Source organism: Clostridium fermenticellae (assembly GCF_003600355.1).
In the GTDB taxonomy this organism is placed as follows: domain Bacteria; phylum Bacillota; class Clostridia; order Clostridiales; family Clostridiaceae; genus Clostridium_AV; species Clostridium_AV fermenticellae.
The window spans coordinates 1,708,712-1,730,285 of sequence record NZ_CP032416.1 but is presented as its reverse complement, the minus strand read 5'-3'; the positions used below and the strand labels follow the sequence as shown (position 1 = coordinate 1,730,285).

General features: G+C 30.1%; 22 protein-coding genes and 1 riboswitch. Of the genes, 13 read left to right on the top strand and 9 right to left on the bottom strand.

All coding sequences use genetic code 11. The features are described 5' to 3' along the window. Nucleotides 1-16 precede the first annotated feature (16 nt). Nucleotides 17-211, top strand: coding sequence for an alpha/beta-type small acid-soluble spore protein (locus D4Z93_RS08030; protein WP_119972273.1), 195 nt, complete (start codon nt 17-19; stop codon nt 209-211). 80 nt (nt 212-291) lie between these two features. Here D4Z93_RS08030 and D4Z93_RS08025 read toward each other — a convergent pair whose 3' ends face one another. After that, nucleotides 292-471 (bottom strand): hypothetical protein, encoded by a 180-nt coding sequence (locus tag D4Z93_RS08025; protein ID WP_119972271.1) that lies wholly within the window; start codon nt 469-471, stop codon nt 292-294. A 196-nt stretch (nt 472-667) separates the two neighbouring features. On the opposite strand from D4Z93_RS08025, the gene D4Z93_RS08020 reads away from it, so the two are divergent. Further along, nucleotides 668-1,534 carry a DUF1002 domain-containing protein gene (locus D4Z93_RS08020; protein WP_119972268.1) on the top strand — a complete coding sequence of 289 codons (867 nt, stop codon included), beginning with the start codon at nt 668-670 and terminating at the stop codon, nt 1,532-1,534. A 245-nt stretch (nt 1,535-1,779) separates the two neighbouring features. Here D4Z93_RS08020 and lgt read toward each other — a convergent pair whose 3' ends face one another. Next, nucleotides 1,780-2,562 carry a prolipoprotein diacylglyceryl transferase gene (gene lgt, locus D4Z93_RS08015; RefSeq protein WP_119972266.1) on the bottom strand — a complete coding sequence of 261 codons (783 nt, stop codon included), beginning with the start codon at nt 2,560-2,562 and terminating at the stop codon, nt 1,780-1,782. A 253-nt stretch (nt 2,563-2,815) separates the two neighbouring features. Between lgt and D4Z93_RS08010 the strand changes: the two genes are divergently transcribed. From D4Z93_RS08010 to D4Z93_RS08000, 3 genes are all read left to right on the top strand, one after another. Then, complete coding sequence (locus D4Z93_RS08010) at nt 2,816-3,283, top strand: hypothetical protein (RefSeq protein ID WP_119972264.1); 468 nt, start codon at nt 2,816-2,818, stop codon at nt 3,281-3,283. A gap of 104 nt (nt 3,284-3,387) precedes the next feature. Beyond that, nucleotides 3,388-3,585: an alpha/beta-type small acid-soluble spore protein gene (locus D4Z93_RS08005; protein ID WP_119972261.1), complete on the top strand. Its 198-nt coding sequence runs from the start codon at nt 3,388-3,390 to the stop codon at nt 3,583-3,585. Nucleotides 3,586-3,832: 247 nt separating this feature from the next. Beyond that, complete coding sequence (locus D4Z93_RS08000) at nt 3,833-4,537, top strand: MgtC/SapB family protein (RefSeq protein ID WP_119972259.1); 705 nt, start codon at nt 3,833-3,835, stop codon at nt 4,535-4,537. A 182-nt stretch (nt 4,538-4,719) separates the two neighbouring features. Here D4Z93_RS08000 and D4Z93_RS07995 read toward each other — a convergent pair whose 3' ends face one another. After that, nucleotides 4,720-5,514: a cell wall hydrolase gene (locus D4Z93_RS07995; protein WP_119972256.1), complete on the bottom strand. Its 795-nt coding sequence runs from the start codon at nt 5,512-5,514 to the stop codon at nt 4,720-4,722. Nucleotides 5,515-5,518: 4 nt separating this feature from the next. Next, nucleotides 5,519-5,646, bottom strand: a riboswitch (cyclic di-AMP (ydaO/yuaA leader). A 157-nt stretch (nt 5,647-5,803) separates the two neighbouring features. Here D4Z93_RS07995 and D4Z93_RS07990 point away from each other — a divergent pair. Next, the gene (locus D4Z93_RS07990; RefSeq protein WP_119972253.1) at nt 5,804-6,589 is read left to right on the top strand and encodes an alpha/beta hydrolase; all 786 of its coding nucleotides are present in this window, start codon (nt 5,804-5,806) and stop codon (nt 6,587-6,589) included. Nucleotides 6,590-6,605: 16 nt separating this feature from the next. Here D4Z93_RS07990 and D4Z93_RS07985 read toward each other — a convergent pair whose 3' ends face one another. The 3 genes from D4Z93_RS07985 to D4Z93_RS07975 are packed head-to-tail and all read right to left on the bottom strand — an operon-like array spanning nt 6,606 to nt 10,197. Beyond that, entirely contained in the window at nt 6,606-8,813 is a 2,208-nt protein-coding gene (locus D4Z93_RS07985) for a glycosyltransferase family 39 protein (protein WP_119972251.1), read from the bottom strand. An 11-nt stretch (nt 8,814-8,824) separates the two neighbouring features. Next, the gene (locus tag D4Z93_RS07980) at nt 8,825-9,244 is read right to left on the bottom strand and encodes a GtrA family protein (RefSeq protein ID WP_119972249.1); all 420 of its coding nucleotides are present in this window, start codon (nt 9,242-9,244) and stop codon (nt 8,825-8,827) included. A 2-nt stretch (nt 9,245-9,246) separates the two neighbouring features. Then, on the bottom strand, nt 9,247-10,197 hold the full coding sequence (locus tag D4Z93_RS07975) for a glycosyltransferase family 2 protein (protein ID WP_119972247.1): 951 nt from the start codon (nt 10,195-10,197) through the stop codon (nt 9,247-9,249). 274 nt (nt 10,198-10,471) lie between these two features. Between D4Z93_RS07975 and D4Z93_RS07970 the strand changes: the two genes are divergently transcribed. From D4Z93_RS07970 to D4Z93_RS07940, 7 genes are all read left to right on the top strand, one after another. Continuing rightward, nucleotides 10,472-11,671, top strand: a complete 1,200-nt coding sequence (locus tag D4Z93_RS07970; protein WP_119972244.1) for an MFS transporter — start codon at nt 10,472-10,474, stop codon at nt 11,669-11,671. An 11-nt stretch (nt 11,672-11,682) separates the two neighbouring features. Beyond that, nucleotides 11,683-12,969 carry a kynureninase gene (kynU, locus tag D4Z93_RS07965; RefSeq protein WP_119972242.1) on the top strand — a complete coding sequence of 429 codons (1,287 nt, stop codon included), beginning with the start codon at nt 11,683-11,685 and terminating at the stop codon, nt 12,967-12,969. Between the two features lie 178 nt (nt 12,970-13,147). After that, on the top strand, nt 13,148-13,624 hold the full coding sequence (locus D4Z93_RS07960) for an Lrp/AsnC family transcriptional regulator (protein ID WP_119972239.1): 477 nt from the start codon (nt 13,148-13,150) through the stop codon (nt 13,622-13,624). A 191-nt stretch (nt 13,625-13,815) separates the two neighbouring features. Next, the gene (locus D4Z93_RS07955) at nt 13,816-14,493 is read left to right on the top strand and encodes a response regulator transcription factor (protein WP_119972237.1); all 678 of its coding nucleotides are present in this window, start codon (nt 13,816-13,818) and stop codon (nt 14,491-14,493) included. A 4-nt stretch (nt 14,494-14,497) separates the two neighbouring features. Beyond that, nucleotides 14,498-15,715 (top strand): sensor histidine kinase, encoded by a 1,218-nt coding sequence (locus D4Z93_RS07950; protein ID WP_119972234.1) that lies wholly within the window; start codon nt 14,498-14,500, stop codon nt 15,713-15,715. Between the two features lie 77 nt (nt 15,716-15,792). Beyond that, the gene (locus D4Z93_RS07945; RefSeq protein ID WP_119972231.1) at nt 15,793-17,094 is read left to right on the top strand and encodes a M48 family metallopeptidase; all 1,302 of its coding nucleotides are present in this window, start codon (nt 15,793-15,795) and stop codon (nt 17,092-17,094) included. A 44-nt stretch (nt 17,095-17,138) separates the two neighbouring features. Further along, nucleotides 17,139-17,834 (top strand): metallophosphoesterase family protein, encoded by a 696-nt coding sequence (locus tag D4Z93_RS07940; RefSeq protein ID WP_119972228.1) that lies wholly within the window; start codon nt 17,139-17,141, stop codon nt 17,832-17,834. Nucleotides 17,835-17,872: 38 nt separating this feature from the next. Here D4Z93_RS07940 and D4Z93_RS07935 read toward each other — a convergent pair whose 3' ends face one another. The 3 genes from D4Z93_RS07935 to D4Z93_RS07925 are packed head-to-tail and all read right to left on the bottom strand — an operon-like array spanning nt 17,873 to nt 21,420. Further along, the gene (locus tag D4Z93_RS07935) at nt 17,873-18,994 is read right to left on the bottom strand and encodes a DegT/DnrJ/EryC1/StrS family aminotransferase (RefSeq protein WP_119972225.1); all 1,122 of its coding nucleotides are present in this window, start codon (nt 18,992-18,994) and stop codon (nt 17,873-17,875) included. 19 nt (nt 18,995-19,013) lie between these two features. Further along, nucleotides 19,014-20,192 carry a DegT/DnrJ/EryC1/StrS family aminotransferase gene (locus tag D4Z93_RS07930; RefSeq protein WP_119972223.1) on the bottom strand — a complete coding sequence of 393 codons (1,179 nt, stop codon included), beginning with the start codon at nt 20,190-20,192 and terminating at the stop codon, nt 19,014-19,016. Nucleotides 20,193-20,220: 28 nt separating this feature from the next. Beyond that, nucleotides 20,221-21,420 (bottom strand): MerR family transcriptional regulator, encoded by a 1,200-nt coding sequence (locus D4Z93_RS07925; RefSeq protein WP_119972221.1) that lies wholly within the window; start codon nt 21,418-21,420, stop codon nt 20,221-20,223. Between the last annotated feature and the right edge of the window lie 154 nt (nt 21,421-21,574).

Here is a 21,574-nt window from a genome sequence, read left to right as displayed (position 1 = left end):
AAAGGAGGAATTAAAAATGTCACGTAATACTAATAAATTAGTGGTGCCAGAAGCTAAGGAAGCATTAAACAGATTCAAAATGGAATCAGCAAAAGAAGTTGGAGTTGATCTGAAAAATGGATATAATGGTGATTTGACTTCAAGACAAAATGGCTCTGTTGGAGGCCAAATGGTTAAAAAGATGATTGAAGCTTACGAGAAGGGATTATAGTAGTAAGATAAAATAACAAAGAGACTATTGCATTAAGATTTAGTAAGTATTAGATAAACTTTCTTAGTGCAATAGTCTTTTTAATTATATTGTTTCTGGATTCTATTACATATCTTATAGAACCATTTAATATTCTCTTTCCCAAAAAAATTTATTAGTTGAAGTGCTATTGGAACAGAATATATAGATTCAGTTCTATATTTATTGGCAATTGTATATGCTTTATTATATATTTGTTGAAAAAGTAACTCATCTGACATTGCATTTTACCTTCTTGAATATTTAAATTTTGATACCCATATTTTTAATATTGACTTAAAAAAAGATAATATACTTACAATTTTTAAAGTTTTTGATACATATTTATTTTGGGACTTTTTTTATTGCCTAATGTAGTGTATATTATATTAATGATATAAATTTACAATATTTAAAATAAGAAAGGAAGTTTTAAATATGAAAATTAGATTGTTAATGAGTAAATTATTGGCAGCATTTATGATGTTGTCCATGTTACTTGTACCAGGAAATATAGTCCATGCAGATGCATACAAAGTTGTTACTTTAGGTGGAGACCTTACAGAATCACAGAAGAGTGATATGCTTAAATATTTTAATGTTAACAAAGATGAAGCAAATGTAATACAAGTAAATATTGATGAAGAAAAGAAATATTTAGGAGATACTGCAAGCAGCAGCCAAATAGGTACAAAATCAATATCGTGTGCATATGTAGAACCAACTTCAAGTGGTGGACTCAACGTATCAACACATAATATATACTGGGTCAACAGTAATATGATAAAAAATGCATTGATTACGGCAGGGATAAAGAATGCAAATGTAAAAGCCGCAGCTCCTTTTAATGTATCGGGAACAGCAGCACTTACAGGGATACTTAAAGGATTTGAAAACAGCAGTAATGGCACTAAGATAGATGAAGATAAAAAGAAGGTTGCAAATGATGAACTTGTAACTACAGGTGAGATTGGTGATAAAATAGGAAAAGATAAAGCAGCAGGACTTATGAATGATATAAAAACTGAGGTTATTAAGGACAAACCTAAGGATTCTGATGAAGTAAAGAAAATAGTTGAAAATGTAACTAATAATTATAATGTAAATCTTGGTTCAGATGATATTAATAAAATAACGGACCTCATGAATAAAATAAATGGACTTAACTTGAGTTTTTCAGATTTAAAAGGACAATTAAATAGTGTTACAGATAAGCTTAAAAATGTTATGACAAGTGATGAGGCTCAAGGATTTTTTACTAAACTCATGAATTCTATAAAAAGCTTTTTTTCAAGCTTGTTTTAACTTGTAGGATTTGTAATTAAAAACTTAACTTATGCTCCAGCTGGGATTTCCAAAATACGTCACGTAAAAAATTTCTAGTAAGTCTAAGCTTGCGCTTAAAAAAATCTAAGCGGATTTTATAAACTCACTTTGTTCAAACATATAAAATTCACTAAGATTTTTAAGAATGCTTCGCTAAGACTTACTACAAAATTTTTTAATGTGCCTTAATTTTAGAAATCCCGGTCTGCGCATAAGTTAAGCTTTTACTTGTAAACCCTATAGTTTTTTTGAAATCCATTTTTCTTATATGTATATATTAGAAAGATTACCCAGATGATAATTCCAATAAAACTTACAAGTTGTGCCATTCTAATTGAACCTAAAAGAAGGCTATCTGTTCTCATACCTTCTACAAAGAATCTTCCTATTGAATATAATCCTATATAACTAAATAATATCAGACCACGATTTTTGAATTTTTTTATTAATTGTATAAGAATAATAAATACTAGTATATTCCATATTGATTCATATAAAAATGTTGGATTATAATAGTTCCCATCAATGAACATACCGTGTTGTATGAAAGCTGGAAAATGACTTATAAAATTATAGGATACAATTTTGCCGTGTGCTTCACCGTTGAAGAAGTTTCCCCATCTTCCAAGAGCTTGAGCAAGTATTATTGATGGGGCGGCTGTATCTGCATACTCTAAAAAATTGATTTTTCTATATTTACAATAAAGTAAGGCTGTTGTAAGTCCAAATAAGAGGCCTCCATGAATAGCGAGACCGCCCCGTCTTATATTTATTGCTGAAATTAAACTATCGTAATCTTTAAGATTAAATAGAACATAATATGCTCTCGCGCCTATTATGCTAATGGGTAAAGAAATTAGAACTATATCCAAAAGAATATCGTAGCTTAAATTTCTTACTTTACATGTGTATTCTGCAATAAAAATTCCTATTAATATTCCTGCTGCAATAAAAATTCCGTACCATCTTATATCTAACCCTAAAATTGAAAATGCTATTGGATTCAAAAGTTAATCCTCCCTATTTCATATGTTTTTGTTTGAGTGTAAATACTTATAGAGATATTTTACACCTAAGCTATTTTGAATATCAACTATACATTTTTTTATTTTATATAATTAAAATAAAAATTGATGTGTATTTATGATAAAAATAGTTTATATAAATTTAAAATAAATTTATTATAATACAAAAATTGAAGAAAATTTGTTATAATAAAAATATGGTGAATTATATTATATTTTTTAGAAGGTGATAAAAATGAAAATTGATTTTACTAAGGAACAATTTAAAATACTTATGGAGTTGGTGTACCTTGGAAACACCATTATTAATGATTTTAATATTCCTTCTGAAAGAGAGACAGAGTATGAAAATATGGAAAATTACATATATTCTTTTTGTAGCGATTTTGGCTACAGGGAATATGTAGATTACAGTAATGAGTACAAGGTATTTTGCCCAACCAATAAATTCGATAGAGAAGTTGAATCTAAAATTAGGTCCTATGATGAAAATGTTTTCTATAGAGAATTGGTAAACAGGCTAGCAAAGAGGGATGCAAAAAAAGAATTTAGCAAAAGGGTAAATCAGGATAATTTTAGTGAATTTTTAAAATTGCAGTTTGAAATTGAAGAAAAGTATGATGAAGAATTATTAAATAATGATTTAGAAAATATTAAAGTTGATTTTAAATCAAACAATGTAAAAAAGAACGTTTTAAAGTAAAAGCTGTATACGTTTCCTTTAATTAAATAGAGTAATAATATAAAAAATACACAAACTTCTAGTGTAAACAAAATAACTTGATAATTTAAAAGGAGGAAATAATTATGGCAAGTAGAGGAAATAAAGTATTAGTTCCACAGGCTAAGGAAGGTTTAAGTAAATTTAAGATGGAGGCAGCAAGAGAAGTTGGAGTTAATTTAAAAGAAGGATATAATGGAGATCTTACTTCTAGACAAAATGGTTCCGTAGGAGGCCAGATGACAAAAAAGATGATAGAAGCTTATGAACAAAATATGAAATAGTGAGTTAATGTTTATCATAATTATATAATTAAAGGGTATAGAGTATAAATGAATCTTCTGATTTATTTGTATTCCATACCCCTTTTTTAGCTAAAAATAGGTATATGGATACCCTAATTTTATAGTTCAGAATATAATAGTTGTAGTATATATTTTTTGAATTTTGGTGTGGATAAAATATTTATAAAGTAGTATTATTTTTGTTATAATGAAATGAAACTGACATATTTTATAAGGAGCAATTAATATGAGTGTTAAAGAAACTATAATTAGATTAATTTTGGCTATTCTTATTGGTGGTATCATAGGATATGAAAGAGAACACAAAAATAGACCAGCAGGTTTTATAACGCATATTTTAGTTTGTCTTGGAGCATGTGTTATATCTATGATACAAGTATGTGATGTGGATAAAACTGTAAGTATAATACTTGAACATCCTCAATTATCAAGTGCTTTGAAGGTTGATATAGGAAGACTTGGAGCACAAGTTATAAGTGGAATTGGATTTCTCGGTGCAGGTACTATAATAAGAGAAAAAGGATCTGTAACAGGACTTACAACTGCAGCTAGTCTCTGGGTGGTTGCATGTATTGGACTTGCGGTAGGTCTTGGATATTATAATTTGAGTATATTATCGGCAGTAGCAGCTGTAATATCACTTGTTGTACTGAAAAGAGTCGAATTAATTTTTTCAGAAAAAAGAGATTTACTTAATATAGATGTGAAATATAAAGATAAAGGAGAGATTATTAATAAGATAAATTCTTGCTTAAAAAATCAAAATTTTGAAATTAGGGATATCAATTTTTTGTCTAAGGCCGATTATGATGTTGAGTCTGAGTATAAGAAGGGGACATTTAGCATATTTTTGTCAAGACATGAAAAAGATAAAAAAGTTATAAATGAACTTATGTCCATAGAGGAAGTGGTAAGAATTACAATTAAATAATTATCACCAATATTGTATATTTTCATATAATAAAAGTGAGCTAAAGATTAAAAAGTGATGAATTTAAGATTATAGATTGATAAACTATAGATGGCGCAACTAAAGTTAAAATTAAAAAAGACACTACTAATTTTTTATTTAAATAAATAGGGCAGAGGAGAATATGAGCTCCTCTGCTTTAATTAATGTGTAAATACCATTTTACCACTTCTTAAAGTTATAGGTCTTGACCAAAGCCATGAATTAGTTGCACTGTCATCAAAATAATATATTGCTCCATTTGTAGGATCATATCCTTGAAGGGCATCTAAGGCTGCTTTTTTTGCTTCATCTGAGGCTGCTTTATTAATCCATCCATTTTGAACTGGAGTAAATTGATAGTAGTTGTCAGATTTCTGATATATAACTGAGCTTATGGAATTTGGAAATTCACTGCTCTTGACTCTGTTTACAACGACAGCGGCGACACCAACTTCAGCTTTATAGGGTTGTCCCTGAGATTCAGACATAACAAGTCTGGCTAAAAGGTCCAAATCATTATTATTGTATGAAATTACAGAATTAGTATTAGAATTTTTTGTTGTGCTGACAGCTTGTACATTATTATCATAACTTGTATTTGCTGCAGGCACATTTAATTTTTGGCCTGAATAAATCGTGTTGTCCCATTTATCATTTGCTTTTTTTAGCTGATCTGTTGTAATTCCATATTTTTTTGCTATAAAGTATAGAGAATCTCCATTTTTTACTGTGTAAATATCTGCAGGCACATTTAGCGTCTGACCCGGATATACGTTCGAATTTTTAAGATTATTATTTTTCATCAAATCATTAGAGTTTGTATAAAAAAGTTTACCTATAGTAAATAAAGAATCACCTTGTGTAACTTTATAGCTGGCAGCTTGTACAGGTGTAAAAGCAAATAATGATAAAGATACACCAACAAGTAAAGTTCCTATGCTTTTAAATTTTAGCATTAATTATATCCCTCCATCTTGCCTTCGAGGTTAGTTGACGGGTTTGGGTTAGAGGTACCCTACTTAAAAATTAAGATTCACCCCAAAATAAATTCCCCGTACTCCATAAAGGAGATTCGGCATGTTTTATTGTTTAAGTGCTCATGGGTGTTATTATAACAAATGTGGTTATGGACAACCATATTAAACTAGAGGTAACTGAGTATAAATGTGTAAGTATATATAATATGTGCAAATTTTAACTTATAGTTGTATTATTGTTTGTAGATAGGAATTGGAGGTTACAAGTATGTTTAAAAGTTTTGAAGTAGAAAATGAACGTGGATTTATAATAAGAGGAGTTATAAATAGGCCGGACAAATCCGGAAAATTCCCATGTCTTATTTACTGTCATGGTTTCACAGGGCATAAACTTGAAACACATGGAATGTTTGCAAAAATAGCTAAAATGCTTGAAAGAAAGGATATAGTTTCTATAAGATTTGATTTTACGGGAAATGGTGAAAGTGATGGCGAGTTTAAAGATATGACAATGTCTACCGAGATTCAGGACTTTAATGATATATTAAAGTTTAGTACTAATTTGAGTTTTGTAGATGCTAATAATATAAATGTAATTGGATTTAGTATGGGGGGAGCTATAGCATTAATAGTGTCATCCTCAAATACGCTTATTAAAAATACTATTTTAATAAGTCCTGCGGTAAATATGTATGATCTTATAGTGTCACAAATAATAGGAGAAAAATTAGATGAAATTAATAAGTACGGGACTGTAAATTTTGACGGATATTTTTTGGGGAAGGATACAATTGATGATATTTTTAACTATAACATATTTGATTATGCTGAAAAAATAAATCAAAATGTTCTTATAATTCATGGAACTTGTGATGAATCTGTATCACCAGTTTATTCAATAAAACTGGAGAATTTAATAGGTAATAATGCCAGTTTGGTTTATATAAATGGAGCATCTCATTGTTATTATAAAAGAGATGAGCAATCTAAGCTTTTTGACGTTATATTAAACTTCTGTGTAAATAATATAATAACAGGGCGTCCTTTGAATTAGACACCCTATTTATAGTTTATTTTGCAGTACCTTTAAGATCATAAAGTGTTTCATTTGTGTTCATTTTACCAAATCCGGAATGCTTATCATTTGATTGATTTTTTGTAGTATTTTCCTTCCACTCACTTTCAGAAACTGTTTTTCCGTTTTTCTTAATCCAGTTCATTATCTCATTTGAGTCTCTTCCTCCCATGCTGCCTGTCAATACATATCTTACTTCTCCCTTTTTAACCATCTCTTTAAATTGAGCTAAGGTTAGTATCTTATCAGATCCGGAGAATCCCCCGAGAGCCATAACACTCTTGCCACTTTCAATTATTATACCTTCTGCAGAGGCGGAACTTGATACAACAAGTGCATATTTTTCATTTGTAACATGATTGTCTAGGAATTTTATAAGCTTTTGATCTCTATTATTGCTTTGACTTCCCATTGCCATAAAGTTGCTTGATCTGCTTTTTGTTAAAAGTTCTAATCCTGCGGCAGGCATATTTCCACTTACACCATGAGTTAAAGTAGCAGCAGAACCAATTGCAGGTGTGGTCAAAATCCCTATAAGCGCAGTTGCTGTAAATATCTTGGCAAAACTTGAAGAATTTTTCCCATTGCCTGAATTCTCCTTTTTTATTGTGCGATACAATATAAGCAGTACTGCGGATGCAAAGCATAGAACTAAAGCTGCTATTATTATATATTTTATAGTAGAAGATATGCTTGAAGCAAAGTAGGATAACATTAATAGATGCATTAAGCCTTCTACAATAAATGCTATAGGCAGTATATAAGCCTTAATTCCGCCTTGTTTGTAGAGCTTCCACATTGCAGTAATTCCTATTCCGGACAATGCAGCAATTGGTGCAGCTAGCATTGATAAATAGTATTGGTGGAATAAACCTTTTGTGAAGCTGAAATATATAAATTCCGGCACGAGCCATGTAAACCATAATATTAAATCCAGCTTTTGCCTGTTATCAAAAGGAGCTTTCAGCTTTTGAACTATTGCAGCTGCTATAAATCCTAAAAGTGATAGAGGCAGGAACCACACTATTTGATCAGACAAAATATTCTTGGAGAATAATCTTGTAATTCCAGCTTGTGTTTGACCTCCAAAATTTCCCGAAAGTCCGTTTGATGAACCAGGGCCGCCGCCATTTGGAGATTTACCATCCATGCTGCGTTGTGACCAATCTGTTTTACCAAAGCCACCTCCATTTGGGAAACTACCATTTTTGCTGTGTTGTGACCGGTTTGTTTTATTAGTACTATTATTAGAAACATTTCCGTTTTGTTTAGCATTATTTTTATTACCACCTGAACCTGATGGAGGAGTCATACCCATACCTTGAAAATTACCGTTTTTAGAACTGTTCCTTGAATTATTAGGATTATCACGAGAACTTTTACCTTGAAAACCTCCACCATTCATGCCGCCACCTGAACTAGCTAATCTTTCAAGGCCATTATGACCGGATATAAGTTCCATAACAGTATTATTTGTGCTGCTCCCGACAAATGGTCTGTTGGATGTCGGAACTAAATCAACTGCAATTGCCCAGGAAAAAGATATTACAACAAGAACTACTGTGCTTATAACAAGGTGTTTTATTCTTTTCTTCAATGAGGCAGCTGTGGAAATTAAGTATGTTATATAAAGTGCAGGAACTATCATATAAGCTTGAAGCATTTTTATGTTAAAACCTATGCCTACAAGTGCAAGACTTATAAGGAGATATTTAAATTTACCTTTTTCTGCTGCCTTAGATAAAAATAAGCAGGAAACAAGTAGTGTAACTATTAATAGATTGTCTATAGTGTTATTTCTGCTTGTTGCCACAAAAACTGGTGTTATAGTAAGGCATATAGCTGAAATTAAGCCGGCCATGTGTCCAAAGGATCTTTTAACTATATAATATACGAGGGCAACGGATATAACACCCGCAAGAGCTTGAGGAAGTAGTATACTCCACCCGCTAAATCCAAATATTTTTGCGGATATTGTCTGTATCCAAAAACCTAAAGGTGGCTTGTCAATGGATACAAATCCAGCTGGATCAAATGATACAAAGAAAAAATTACTAAAATTCATGAGCATACTTTTTACACCAGCAGCATAATATTCATTTCCATAGCCTTCTATTGCTAAGTTACCAAAATTTAATACCGCTGATATTAAAATTACAATTCCTATTGAGAGCCGTTCTTTCGTAAAGCTTATTTTTTTCATAGTTTTCCTCCCTAATTGAATACCCAAAATTTATATAATATAAAATTTATAACTTGCGCTATTAATGTTACGATTATTTTAGCTACATACACATTTAAGTTAAAATAACTAACTAAATACTTTATTAAAAATAGTGTTATAATAAGTGAAATTAGATTGACAGCAATAAACTGAGTTAATTCATGTGATATTCTTTTATTTGAACTGTTTTTTTCAAATGTCCATTTTTTATTAAATATAAAACTGTTTATAACTCCAAAGCTGTAACCTATAACCTGGCTTATTGTATAATATATATTAAAGACGCTGTTACATATAGTAAAAACTAAGAAATCTATTAATGTATTTATAACACCAGTAGTTGAAAATCTAGTTAATAATTTGAGTTTACCATTAAAGATATAATCTATACTTTTAATTAGCTGTTCCATGTTTAATCATCATCCTTTCTGCTGGTTACTATATTTTCAATTATATAATTAGGTCTTGCTTTGCTTTCATCGAAAATTCTTCCAAGATATTGCCCGATTATACCCATACAGCTTAATAGAAAGCCAAACATTATAAAGTCTATTGATATAGCAAATCCTATATTAAGTATATTTGTTTTAGACAAAACATTATTTATTATATTTACTATAATTGATATAAATCCTATTGTAAGTGAAATACCTCCTAAGTAACTAGATATAATAAGGGGTTTATATGAAAAAGACGTTATACCATCAAAAGCAAGCTTTAACATTTTTTTAAGAGGATATTTACTGTCACCTGCAAATCTTTCATGCCTTACAAATTCAACAAAGGTTTGTTTGTATCCAACCCAGCTTACAAGCCCACGGACATATCTGTTTCTTTCTGGAAGAGAGTTTAGTGTATTACACACCTTCCTGTCTATAAGTCTAAAATCACCGGTGTCAACTGGAATATCTATACTAGTCACATTTTTTAGTAATCTGTAAAAGGACCTGGCTGTAAATTTTTTAAAAAAAGATTCACCTTCTCTTTTAGCCCTTTTCCCATATACAACATCGTAACCCTGTTTCCATTTTTTTATCATCTCGAGCATTACCTCAGGTGGATCTTGAAGGTCAGCGTCGATAACTATTATAGCTTCTCCAGATGCATTTTCCATTCCAGCAGTTATTGCACATTGATGACCAAAATTTCTGGAAAAATTAATAAGTTTCAAGTTCTTATCATTTAAGCATAATTCTTCTGTTAATTGGCGAGTTTTATCTATACTTCCATCATTTATAAATATGATTTCGTAATTTTCGTGGGTAGTATTCATTACTTCTTTTAATCTTTTATAGCTTTCATTAATTACAAGTTCTTCATTATATAGAGGAACAACTATAGAGTAAATTATATTATCATGCATTACTTTCACCTCATTTATTTGTTTTACTTGTTATTATTTTGAAGGTTTAACCTTAAAAGTTTCTTAAAAAAATAATGGTAATTGTAAATTAAAATTGAACAATATATGAAATAAAGACGTATTTTCAAAATGAAGTAAAATATATGATTTAAAATTCAGAAAGTATATAATTTTAGCTATTTAATACTATTTTCTATATAATTAACTCTTTGTAAATAATATAATAAATGCATAATTAAATAATTAGAAATTTTGAGGAGGTGTATGGTGATATATGTTGAGAAGAGACAAATCAAAGGAATATAATAAGTGGTTTAAGTTTATAGTATTATATTTAGGAGCTGTTGTACTTTCAATGAGCCAATTAAAAATAGTTCCTATATCCAGTGAAATATCTATGGATCTTGGGATAAGCGCTACTCAAACATCATTATTGATGTCTGTGTTTACGTTTTCTGCATTATTTTTAGCCATACCGGCTGGAGGATTAATAAGCAAATTTGGTGCAAAGAGAGTCAGTGTATTTGTTATGTTTTGTTTATTCTTAGGCAATTTCATAGGAATATTTGCTAATTCATATGCAGTTTTGCTCATAAGCAGAATTATAGAAGGAGTATCTTTTTCTATGATAAACATTGTGGGTATTATTTTCATAAATGACTGGTTTAAAGATGGAGGACAGGGGACGGCCATAGGGATATTTGGAACTTTTTCAGCTTTTGCATCTATGGTAGCTATGAATATATACAGACCCATTTATGAAAGTCTAGGATTAAAATCTGTATGGGTAATTACAGCAATACTCGCAGGTATTATAACATTTTTGTACAAGCTATTTTTTCAAGATGTCAAGGATGATTCAGACAAGGAAGGTGATGCTACTTTGAAGGAAGCTTCATCTGATAAAAATATTTGGATATTATCTTTTGCAATTGGTTGTATGTCTTTGGTATTATTCACTTTTCTTGCCATTTACCCAAATATATTTAAAGATATATATTTCTTGAATACAGATAAGGCTAATTATTATAGCAGTTTGTTTGGTCTGTTTGGAATTCCTTTTGGATTATTAGCAGGAATTATAATTGATAAAACGGGCAAACCCGGAACATTGGCGTTTATGTCAAATATAGTAACAGTATTGGCTACTTTTTTCGTAACAAGGATAACAAAAAATTTATTGCTGGCTCAGGTATTTTTATTATCAGCAGCTTTAAGCATGAATTCAACATCTATAAACATAACCCTTCAAAGAACGGTAAAAAGACCTGCGTTATTAGGATACAGTTTGTCAATTTTATATTTATTTTATTATATAGGTACTTTTATAGGACCGCCTATAACAACTCAAATAATGGAAGTTAAGGGCTGGAATTTGAGTATGTCAACACTAGCTATTGCATCTTTAGCTGGTACAGTAGCTTTACTATACTATGTATTAAAGTATGAAATAAAAAAAATAAAAACAAAATAGGAGGAGATAATATGTCAAAAAGAAAATTTGAATTAACTCTGGATTATGCTAAGAAAATGGATCAGGAAGATGAATTAAAAAGTTTCAGAGATAGGTTCTATGTCAAGGAAGGCCAAATTTTTATGGACGGCAACTCTTTAGGATTATGCTCTAAAGATGCTGAAAATTCACTATTAAATATGTTGAATGTATGGAAAAAGGAAGCAATCAATATATGGGGTACCGAGGATGGAAAATATCTGAATTATTCAGAGTATTTGGCTGGAAAAATAGCGCCTTTATTGAATGCAGATGCTAATGAAATAGCTGTTGTAGGTAGTACTACTATGAATGTACATCAGGCAATTTCGACATTTTATAAACCAACAAAAGACAGATATAAAATATTGGTTGACGACTTGAATTTTCCTACTGACAGATATGCTGTAGACAGTCAAATACGACTAAAAGGACTAAAGGTTGAAGATGCACTGAAGGTAGTTAAAAGCAAAGATGGAGTAATGATAGATGAAGATACAGTTATTGACGCTATGACTGATGATGTTGCTTTAGTATTATTGCCATCCGTATTATATAGAAGTTCTCAATTGTTAGATATGAAGAAAATAACTAATGCTGCTAAAGAAAGAGGAATATATATAGGCTGGGATTTATGTCATTCAATAGGGGCGATATCCCATGACTTTAAGGATATTGATCCGGATTTTGCAATATGGTGCAACTATAAATATTTATCGGGAGGTCCTGGAGCAACTGCTGGTCTGTTTATAAACAAAAAACATTTTAATAAGCATGCAGGTTTAGCAGGATGGTTTGGAAATAACGATAAAACTCAATTTCAATTAAATCACGAGTTCGATCAGGATAAAACTGCCAAAGGCTGGCAAACAGGTACTCCTAATCTATTATCTATGGCACCTATAGAAGGAACATTAAATATGTATAAAGAAGCAGGAATGGATAAGATAAGAAAGAAATCATTACAAATTACAGCTTACCTAATGTATCTAATAGATGAAAAATTATCAAAATACGGTTTTAGAGTGGGCAATCCAAGAGAGGATGAGAAAAGAGGAGGGCATGTTTGCTTAATTCATGACGATGCTTATAGAATAAATAGTGCTCTTAAAAACAATGGAGTAATTCCTGACTTTAGAGAACCTAATGTAATTCGACTGGCACCAATTGCTCTGTATACATCCTATGAAGACGTATATAAATTAATTGAAATAACAGAAAAAATAATGGAAAATAAAGAATATGAAAACTTTACAAATGAAAGAAGTGTAGTAGTATAATAAAAAGTGGGGTGTGGATTATATCTGCACCTCTGCTTTTTTACAAAGCTTATTATAAATATAAGAACATAGAGATTAATGAATTAACAAAAAATTGAAGTAGATGTTGTGTATGGAATAAAGTTTGTGATATAATTTAGTAAACTTTTTTAGATGAAATTATGAAAGGATAGTAAGCATGGATTCTATTGATTTAAAATTAATCATACTTTTACAAGAAAATTCTAGAATAAGTATAACTGATTTATCAAAAAAAGTTAATTTGAGCAGACCTAGTGTACAGGAAAGAATTACAAAGATGGTTGATAAAGGGATTATAGAAGGATTTACTGTTATAGTAAATCCCAAAAAAATAGGGAGAAAAATTGTTTTTTTTATTGAAATAAGTAATTTGAATATACCTCATACTAAATTTGTAAAAATTGTATCAGAAAAGGAAGCTATAACAGAAATTCATGCGGTAACAGGACAAGCGAATTATATTATGAAAGCATCAACTGCCAATATAGATGAAATGAATGAGTTATTGGAAGAGTTAATGGGTTATGGCAAGGTAGTTACTTCTATAATATTAAATTCACCATTAAGAAGAAACATATTATATCCTGGATGTCAGAAAAAAATAGCAATTGTCAAGGATGAATCTAAAATGTGATTTCTTTTTTATATTTAGGCGTTCAGAGATGAATGTCTATTTTTATAGCTAAATTAAAGTGGCAGGGTTTACGTTTGAAACGTTTATCAATGTTATAAATTCTTTATTTTACATTTATAGTATTGTATAATGTATTAAGCATTAGATTCATTGGGTGTACGAATTAAACCCTATAGAAGGAGGGAAAATACATGAGATTACTTTTAGTAGAGGATGAAATTATGCTCTCCGATGCACTTGTATATATACTTAAAAAGAATAATTATGCAGTAGACGCAGCTTATGATGGAATTGAAGGTGACGAAATGGCTCAAAGCAAAATATATGACATCATAATTCTTGACAGAATGTTACCTCAAAAAAATGGAATAGATATTTTAAAAAATTTAAGAAAGAGGAAAATTGAAACACCGGTAATCATGTTAACAGCAATGGATACTATTGAAAATAGAGTTGAGGGACTTGATAATGGAGCAGATGATTATCTTGTGAAACCGTTTGACACTAAAGAACTTTTAGCAAGAATAAGGGCACTTTCAAGAAGGCATACTGACTTTATACAAGATGGAAATATAGAATTATCATCATTGATGTTTGATCCACTTAAAACGGAGATGGAGTACAAAGGAAATAAGATTAAATTAACAGCAAAGGAATCACAGTTATTAGAACTTTTAGCGCGTAATAAGAATCAAGTTATAACGAAAGATCAAATTTTAGATAGAGTTTGGGGGATTGACTCCGATATAGAAATGAACAATAATATCGAAGTATACTTTTCTTATTTAAGAAAGAAACTCAGGAAAATAGGTAGTAATGTTGAGATTGAGACAGTGAGAGGGGTAGGCTATTGTCTAAAAGAGGTTTGATATAATGTTCCGTAAACTAAAAATAGAACTCATACTAATAAATTTGATTTTAACTAGTATTCTACTTTTAACTATATTTTCTGGTATATACGTACTTATGAAAAGCAGTTTTGACCATTCTGCGTATATGATGATGGATAAAACGCTGCAAATGGAACATATAAAGGAAGGAGAGAGGGGACAAAAGGGACCTAATCCCATGGTTTTTATTATAAAGACAGATAATAAAAAAAACATAATATATATTGAAAGTAATTTTAAACTTACAGATAATGAATTTAAAACACTTAAAGACAGGGCATTAAAGAGCGATCTTAAGAGAGGCAGCATTACATATAACAATCTTAATCTTAGATATGTTAGAATTCATAAAGACTATGGATTTGCAATAGTATTTCAGGATAAATCATTTGATAATGGGGCTCTTAATAGCCTTATAAAAATATCAATAATTGTGTGCATAGTAAGCCTTATAGTTGTATTTATAATAAGCTTGTTATTGTCAAATATAGCACTTAAACCAATAATAAATGTATGGGAAAAGCAGAAAGCTTTTGTTGCGGATGCGTCACATGAACTGAGAACACCACTTTCAGTTATTAGAACAAATCTGGATTTGGTTTTAGATAATCATGAAGAAACTGTAGGCAGTCAGGAAAAATGGCTTAATAATATAAAAACAGAAACTCAAAGAATGACAAAATTGATAGAAGATTTACTTTTTCTTGCAAGATCTGACTCCGGTAAAAAATCTCTTATGCGCTTAAAATTTGATTTGAGTTCTGTAATCATAAGGTCAGTGACAGCATTTGAACCGATTGCAATTCAGAATAGTATAAAGCTTAAATACAATGTATTAAATGGTATAAGATTCAATGGAAATGAAGGCAGAATAAATCAACTTATGGTGATTTTGATTGATAATGCAATAAAACATACACCAGAAGGTGGGACTATTAAAGTAAATATGAATATAGTTAAGAACAAAATTAACATAATAGTTTCAGATACAGGAGAAGGTATAGAAGAGGAATATCTTGATAAAATATTTGAAAGATTCTATAAGGTTGATAAATCAAGAGCTAAAAGAGAAGGAGAAGGTCATTTTGGACTTGGACTTTCTATTGCAAAAACAATAGTTGATGAACTTAATGGGGATATAAGTGTATCAAGTAAGCCAAATGAAGGAGCTACCTTTAAAGTTGTGTTTAAATTGGCCTGAATTTTAAAATACCCTTACATAAAATTAATATTTATATCATTTAAAATATATAATATTAGATAGGGGGGGGTACATTTATGTCAAAGAAACTTTTATTTGTAATAAGCTCTATTATAGTTGTATTTGTTATCTTTGCATTTAGCGTAAAGATAACAGAAAATATGAATGATGCTAAACTTATGAATGATTATACATATCAGAGTATAGATAATGGAATTAAAAAACCTACAGTAAAGGCTCTTGAATATCATAGAACACAAGTAAATAAGTGGCTTTTGGGTCTTGTACTTAGTTTTATAGTACCATTTGCGCTTTTGATCTCAGGATTTTCGTCTTACATAAGGGACTTGTCATTTAAAAGAACAGGAGTAGTGTTCTTGGCGTTCTTTATATATTTTTTAATATATGAATGTATAACTACAATTGTTGAACTGCCATTTGATTATTATGGATCATTTGTGTTAAAGCATTTATATGGTTTATCAAATCAAACTTTATTAAAGTGGATTTTAGATTTGATTGAAAATTTGGCAATAACCGTAATTGTAGGATCAGTTTTTATATATTTTGTATATACACTTATGAGAAGAGTTCCCAATCTATGGTGGCTTGTTCTTGGAATACTTATGATACCCATAATAGCTTTTGTGACACTTGTGAGTCCAATGTATATTGATCCAATATTTAATAAATACTGCAAAATACAAGATGTTACTTTAGAAAATAAAATAAATTTTGAGCTAAAAAGAGTTGGAATAGAAAAATGTAATGTATATGAAGTTAATAAAAGTATTGATACAAATGAGATGAATGCTTATATGACGGGAATTTTAAATAGCAAAAGGATAGTTATTTGGGATACTACACTTAAAAAGCTTACAGATAGAGAAGTCCTTTGTATTTTGGCACATGAGATGGGACATTATGTTATGAACCATATATGGAAAGGAATAATTTTAGGAGGAGTACTGTCAATTTTTATATTTTATCTTGTAAATAAGGCGGCTCTCTTTGTAATAGGAAATTCTAATTTTGGATTCAATAAGATATATGATATGGCATCGTTACCTCTTATTATAATATTATTGAATTTATGTATGTTTATAATATCTCCCGCAATAAACAGTTATTCAAGACACGTAGAGCACGAAGCAGATGTATTTGAATTAGAACTTACAAAAGATAATGATGCGGCGGTATCATCTACTGTAAAGCTGCATCAAAATAGTTTGATTTTACCTTCCCCGGGAATTATATATAAACTATGGAATTATGATCACCCAACCTTTAAAGAAAGAGTTGAATTTGAAAATATGTATAAACCATGGGAAAATGGGCAAGAACTTAATTATAAGAAATATATAAAAAGTGATATGTGATGCATTTATATGAATAAAATAATAAACAAAAGTGGAGGAAAAAGATGAGAATAGCAGTTATATCAGATATTCATGGAAATTTAGAGGCGATTAAAACCGCGTATTTAGATATTTTGGAGAGAAATGCGGATAATATAATATGCCTTGGGGATTTAACAGGATATGGTCCTTATCCAAATGAAGTTGTAGATTTTATACGGGAAAAAAGAATATTAGTAACACTTGGAAATTATGATGCATCTGTTTATGAAAGAAAATTTAATTATATAAGAGATAATGAAATAAATAAATTTTGCATGCCATGGACAGCGGATAGACTCACAAAGAGGAATATAGAATATTTAAAATCACTTCCTGAAAGAATGACACTAAAGTATGGAAGGAAAGAAATATGTTTTGCACATGGGAGTTACAGGGATATAAATGAGTATTTAAATGAGGATTATGAAAAACTAGATGAGGTTATGAAAGACTTTTTTGGAGATGTGTTAGTTTGTGGACACACACATATACCATATAAGAAAATATTTGGAGAAAAACTATTACTGAATGATGGAAGTATTGGAAAGCCTAAGATAGGAAGGCCAAATGGAACATACCTGATACTTGATATAAATAACGAAAATATAAAAGTTGAGTTTATAGAATTTAAATATGATACTAATAAAACAGCAGATGCGATGAGAAAAGAAGGATTACCGCTTTCTTGTATAGAAGGTATAATGACAGGTATTGAATAAATATGGTAAAAGGAAGTCTTAATGGACTTCCTTTCATTTTATTTGGAATAAAATTTTCTTATAGTTTCACATACAAAATCAACTTCATTTTCAGTTATCTCAGGATATATAGGAAGAGCTAAAGCTTTGTTTGAAAGTTTTTCTGCTACAGGGAAATCACCTTTCTTATATCCCAGGTAATTAAAACATTTTTGAAGATGAAGCGGTATTGGATAGTATATACTAGTTCCAATTTCATTTTCTTTTAAGTAGTTATTAAGTTCATCTCTTTTTTCAACCAATGTATTAAATGCATAGAATACTGGTTTCTGATTTCCTTTAATTGTAGGAAGTTTTATATATTCTAAATCAGAAAGTCTGTCTTTGTACCAGTTTGCAACCTTCTGTCTATGTTCTATAGCATTATCTATATATTTAAGTTTGACTAAAAGCACAGCAGCTTGTATTGAATCAAGTCTTGAATTATAGCCTATATAGTCATAATGATATTTTTTAGAAGCACCATGAACTCTAAGCATTCTAGCAGTTTCAGCTAAAGTATCATTATTGGTTACTATCATTCCACCATCGCCGTATCCTCCAAGAGTTTTTGTAGGGAAGAATGAATATATACCAATATCGCCTATAGTACCAGAGTGTCTGAATTTATTTATTGATCCGCCCCACTGCATTCCAAAGGCTTCTGCAGCATCTTCTAATACAGTTAAATTGTGTTTTGATGCTATATCCATGATTTTATCCATATCAGCCATCTGTGAAAAAAGATGTATTGGAAGTATACTTTTGGTTTTTGAAGTTATTCTTTCTTCTATTTTGTCTGCATCTAAATTAAAAGTATTTTCATCTATATCAACGAACACTGGTTTAGCATTTAATTTGGCTATACAGGAAGTTGAAGCCAAAAATGTAAAGGGAGAAGTTATTATTTCATCTCCATCTTTAAATCCAAGTGCATGAGAAGAAATTAAAAGAGCATCAGTCCCGGAGGCTACAGCTACTGCATGTTTGGCGCCGGTATATTTTTTTATTTCTTCTTCAAGCTCTGATACCTGAGATCCAAATATGAAATTTCCGCTCTCAAGAACATCTGATATTGCCTTATTAAATTCATCCTTTTTTTCTAAATATTCTCTTGTAGGTGTAAAAAAATTAACTTTCATTTTTAATCCTCACTTTCAATTATTTCATGACCTTTTCTACAGCAGAAATCAATTCTTTAACTACATATTCTGCATCATCCAATTCAAGAAGAGAATAAACTGGTAAAGAAATTTCATTTGCATAGTGGTCATATGCATTTGGGTAGTTCTTTATATCATATCCTAATTTCTTATAAAGTGTAAACATTGGTAGAGGAGTATAGTGAACATTAGTTGCGATATCTTTTTCTGCAAGCATTTTTATAACTTCATTTCTCTGATCTTCAGTGAAGTCTTTTATGCGAAGAAGGTATAAATGATATGAGGTTTCTCTTATATCATCTTTTGTAAATGGTACTATAGCCCAATCTTTTTCCGATAGATATCTAGTATATAAATCAAATATTGCCTTACGTTTTTTAAGCATTCCCTCATATCTTGGGAATTGTGCCAGACCAATAGCTGCACATATATCAGTTAAATTGCATTTTCCTCCATCTGTAACTATGTCATATTTCCATGCACCTGCCTGCATCTTTGAAAGAGCATCTTTTGATTGACCATGGAGAGTTTCTAATTTAAAGTCTTTATATAGATTCTTGTTTCCGAATTTAGAATTATTGTTAAATGTTATAGCTCCTCCTTCAGCAGTTGTAAAGTTCTTTACTGCATGGAAAGAGAAAACATGAAAATCAGCCTGGGAACCTACTCTTTTTCCTTTATATTTTGCACCAAAAGAGTGTGCAGAATCTGATACAAAAAGTATATCCTCACGATTCTTATCCTTTAGTATTTTCCTTACAGCGTCATAGTCTATAGGAACTCCTGCAACATCCACTGTATATATGGCCTTTGTATTTGGTGTTATGGCATCTGCTAATTTATTTAAATCAATTAAAAATGAGTCTTTTTCTATGTCAACAAGTATTGGCCTTATTCCGCGTCTTACAGCAGCACTTGCAGTTGCAGTATAGGTATAAGGGGTTGTTATGACGTCATCTCCGGATTTTATATTGAATTCCTTTAATACAAGTTCAAGTCCTGCAGAATTACTGTTTACAGCAAGTGATGAATTACTTTTGCAGTATTCAGCTATCTTTTTTTCAAATTCGGCACATTTTGGACCTGTAGTGATCCAGCCAGACTTTAATACTTCTACAACTGCATTTATTTCAGCTTCTCCTATATCTGGTGGTGAAAATGGTATTTTTTTATTCATTTATAATCAATCCTTTCATATGTATAAGCTATTTTCTTCCCTGAAAAAAACCGGTATCTTTGGTTATATATATACCTCCAGAGGTTTTTATCTTTTTTTGTAGAGATTTTTTCAATTCAATTATGTCCTTTTCTGTGAAAAACTTTTTTGTGTTTCCCGGCATAGAGAATATATAATCTATAAGCGGCATAGCATCTGTTACAAACAAATTATCCTTATATCTTTTTAGTTTTACCTTTTTAAACCATTTTGAAACCATATCTAAACCATTTTCTAGCTGAAAGTTTTTGGTCAAATTCCAACTTTGTGTGGTTAAATTGTCCCAATTGAATTTTGAAACAATTTCTCTCATTTCTTTCATATGATTTTCACCTGCTGTTGATGCAAAAAAATATCCGCCGTCTTTTAAAACTCTTTTTATTTCAGAAAAGGCTTTTTCTATATGATTTACGTGATATAGCATATTATTTGCAATAACAACATCAAAGGAAGCATTATCAAATGTTATATTTTGTGCATCCACAATTTTAAATTTAAACCGATTTTTTCTTTTACCTAAATTCTTTTTTGCATCTTCAAGCATACCAGATGAAAAATCAGTTAAGGTTATGCTCCAGTTTTCTGAAATTTTACTATAATTTTTACACCAGAGACTTGCATCTCCACAACCTAATTCCAATATGGAAATATTATCTGATAAATTTAATTGATCAAAAAACCAGTTCATCCATCCTTCTTTATTTGTGCTGTATAATTCATGAATTCTTATTCTTGCTCTGAGATTTGAAGCATTTTTATACTGCTGCATCCATTTCTTATCTGTATTTATTAGATTCATTATTTTGATGAATTTGTTCCAATCCAGGGTATTTGAATTGTTTAGCATATTTATAGCTTCTGTTATTGCATGTATTATAGTTTGAATATGGTCTATTTTATTTTCCATTATATCTTTTTGAATTTCTAGTGAATTCTTTAAATCTTTTTGATTCATATCATATTTCATTATATTAGAAATATCGTTTAATGAAAGTCCTATGAATTTAAGCGTTAAGATTTTTTGCAGTTTGCCAAAATCTTCTTTGCTGTATAGTCTATGACCGATATTATTATATAAAGATGGTTTGAGTAAACCTATTTTATCATAGTATCTTAATGTTCTCAGGGTAACACCTGCCATTTTAGCAAATTCACCTATGGTAAATAAAGTTTTGGATTTTAGCGACATACCTATTATCACCTCTACAACAATTATTGTAACATATGACGTAAGGTAAGGGTCAATATCTTTTTGTAATATAAAAAATTTTTTAAAGTGGCAGTTTTAGTTTTACACTAGTAAGTAAGAGATTTTGTGAATTAATTAATTCACAGTTTGTGTT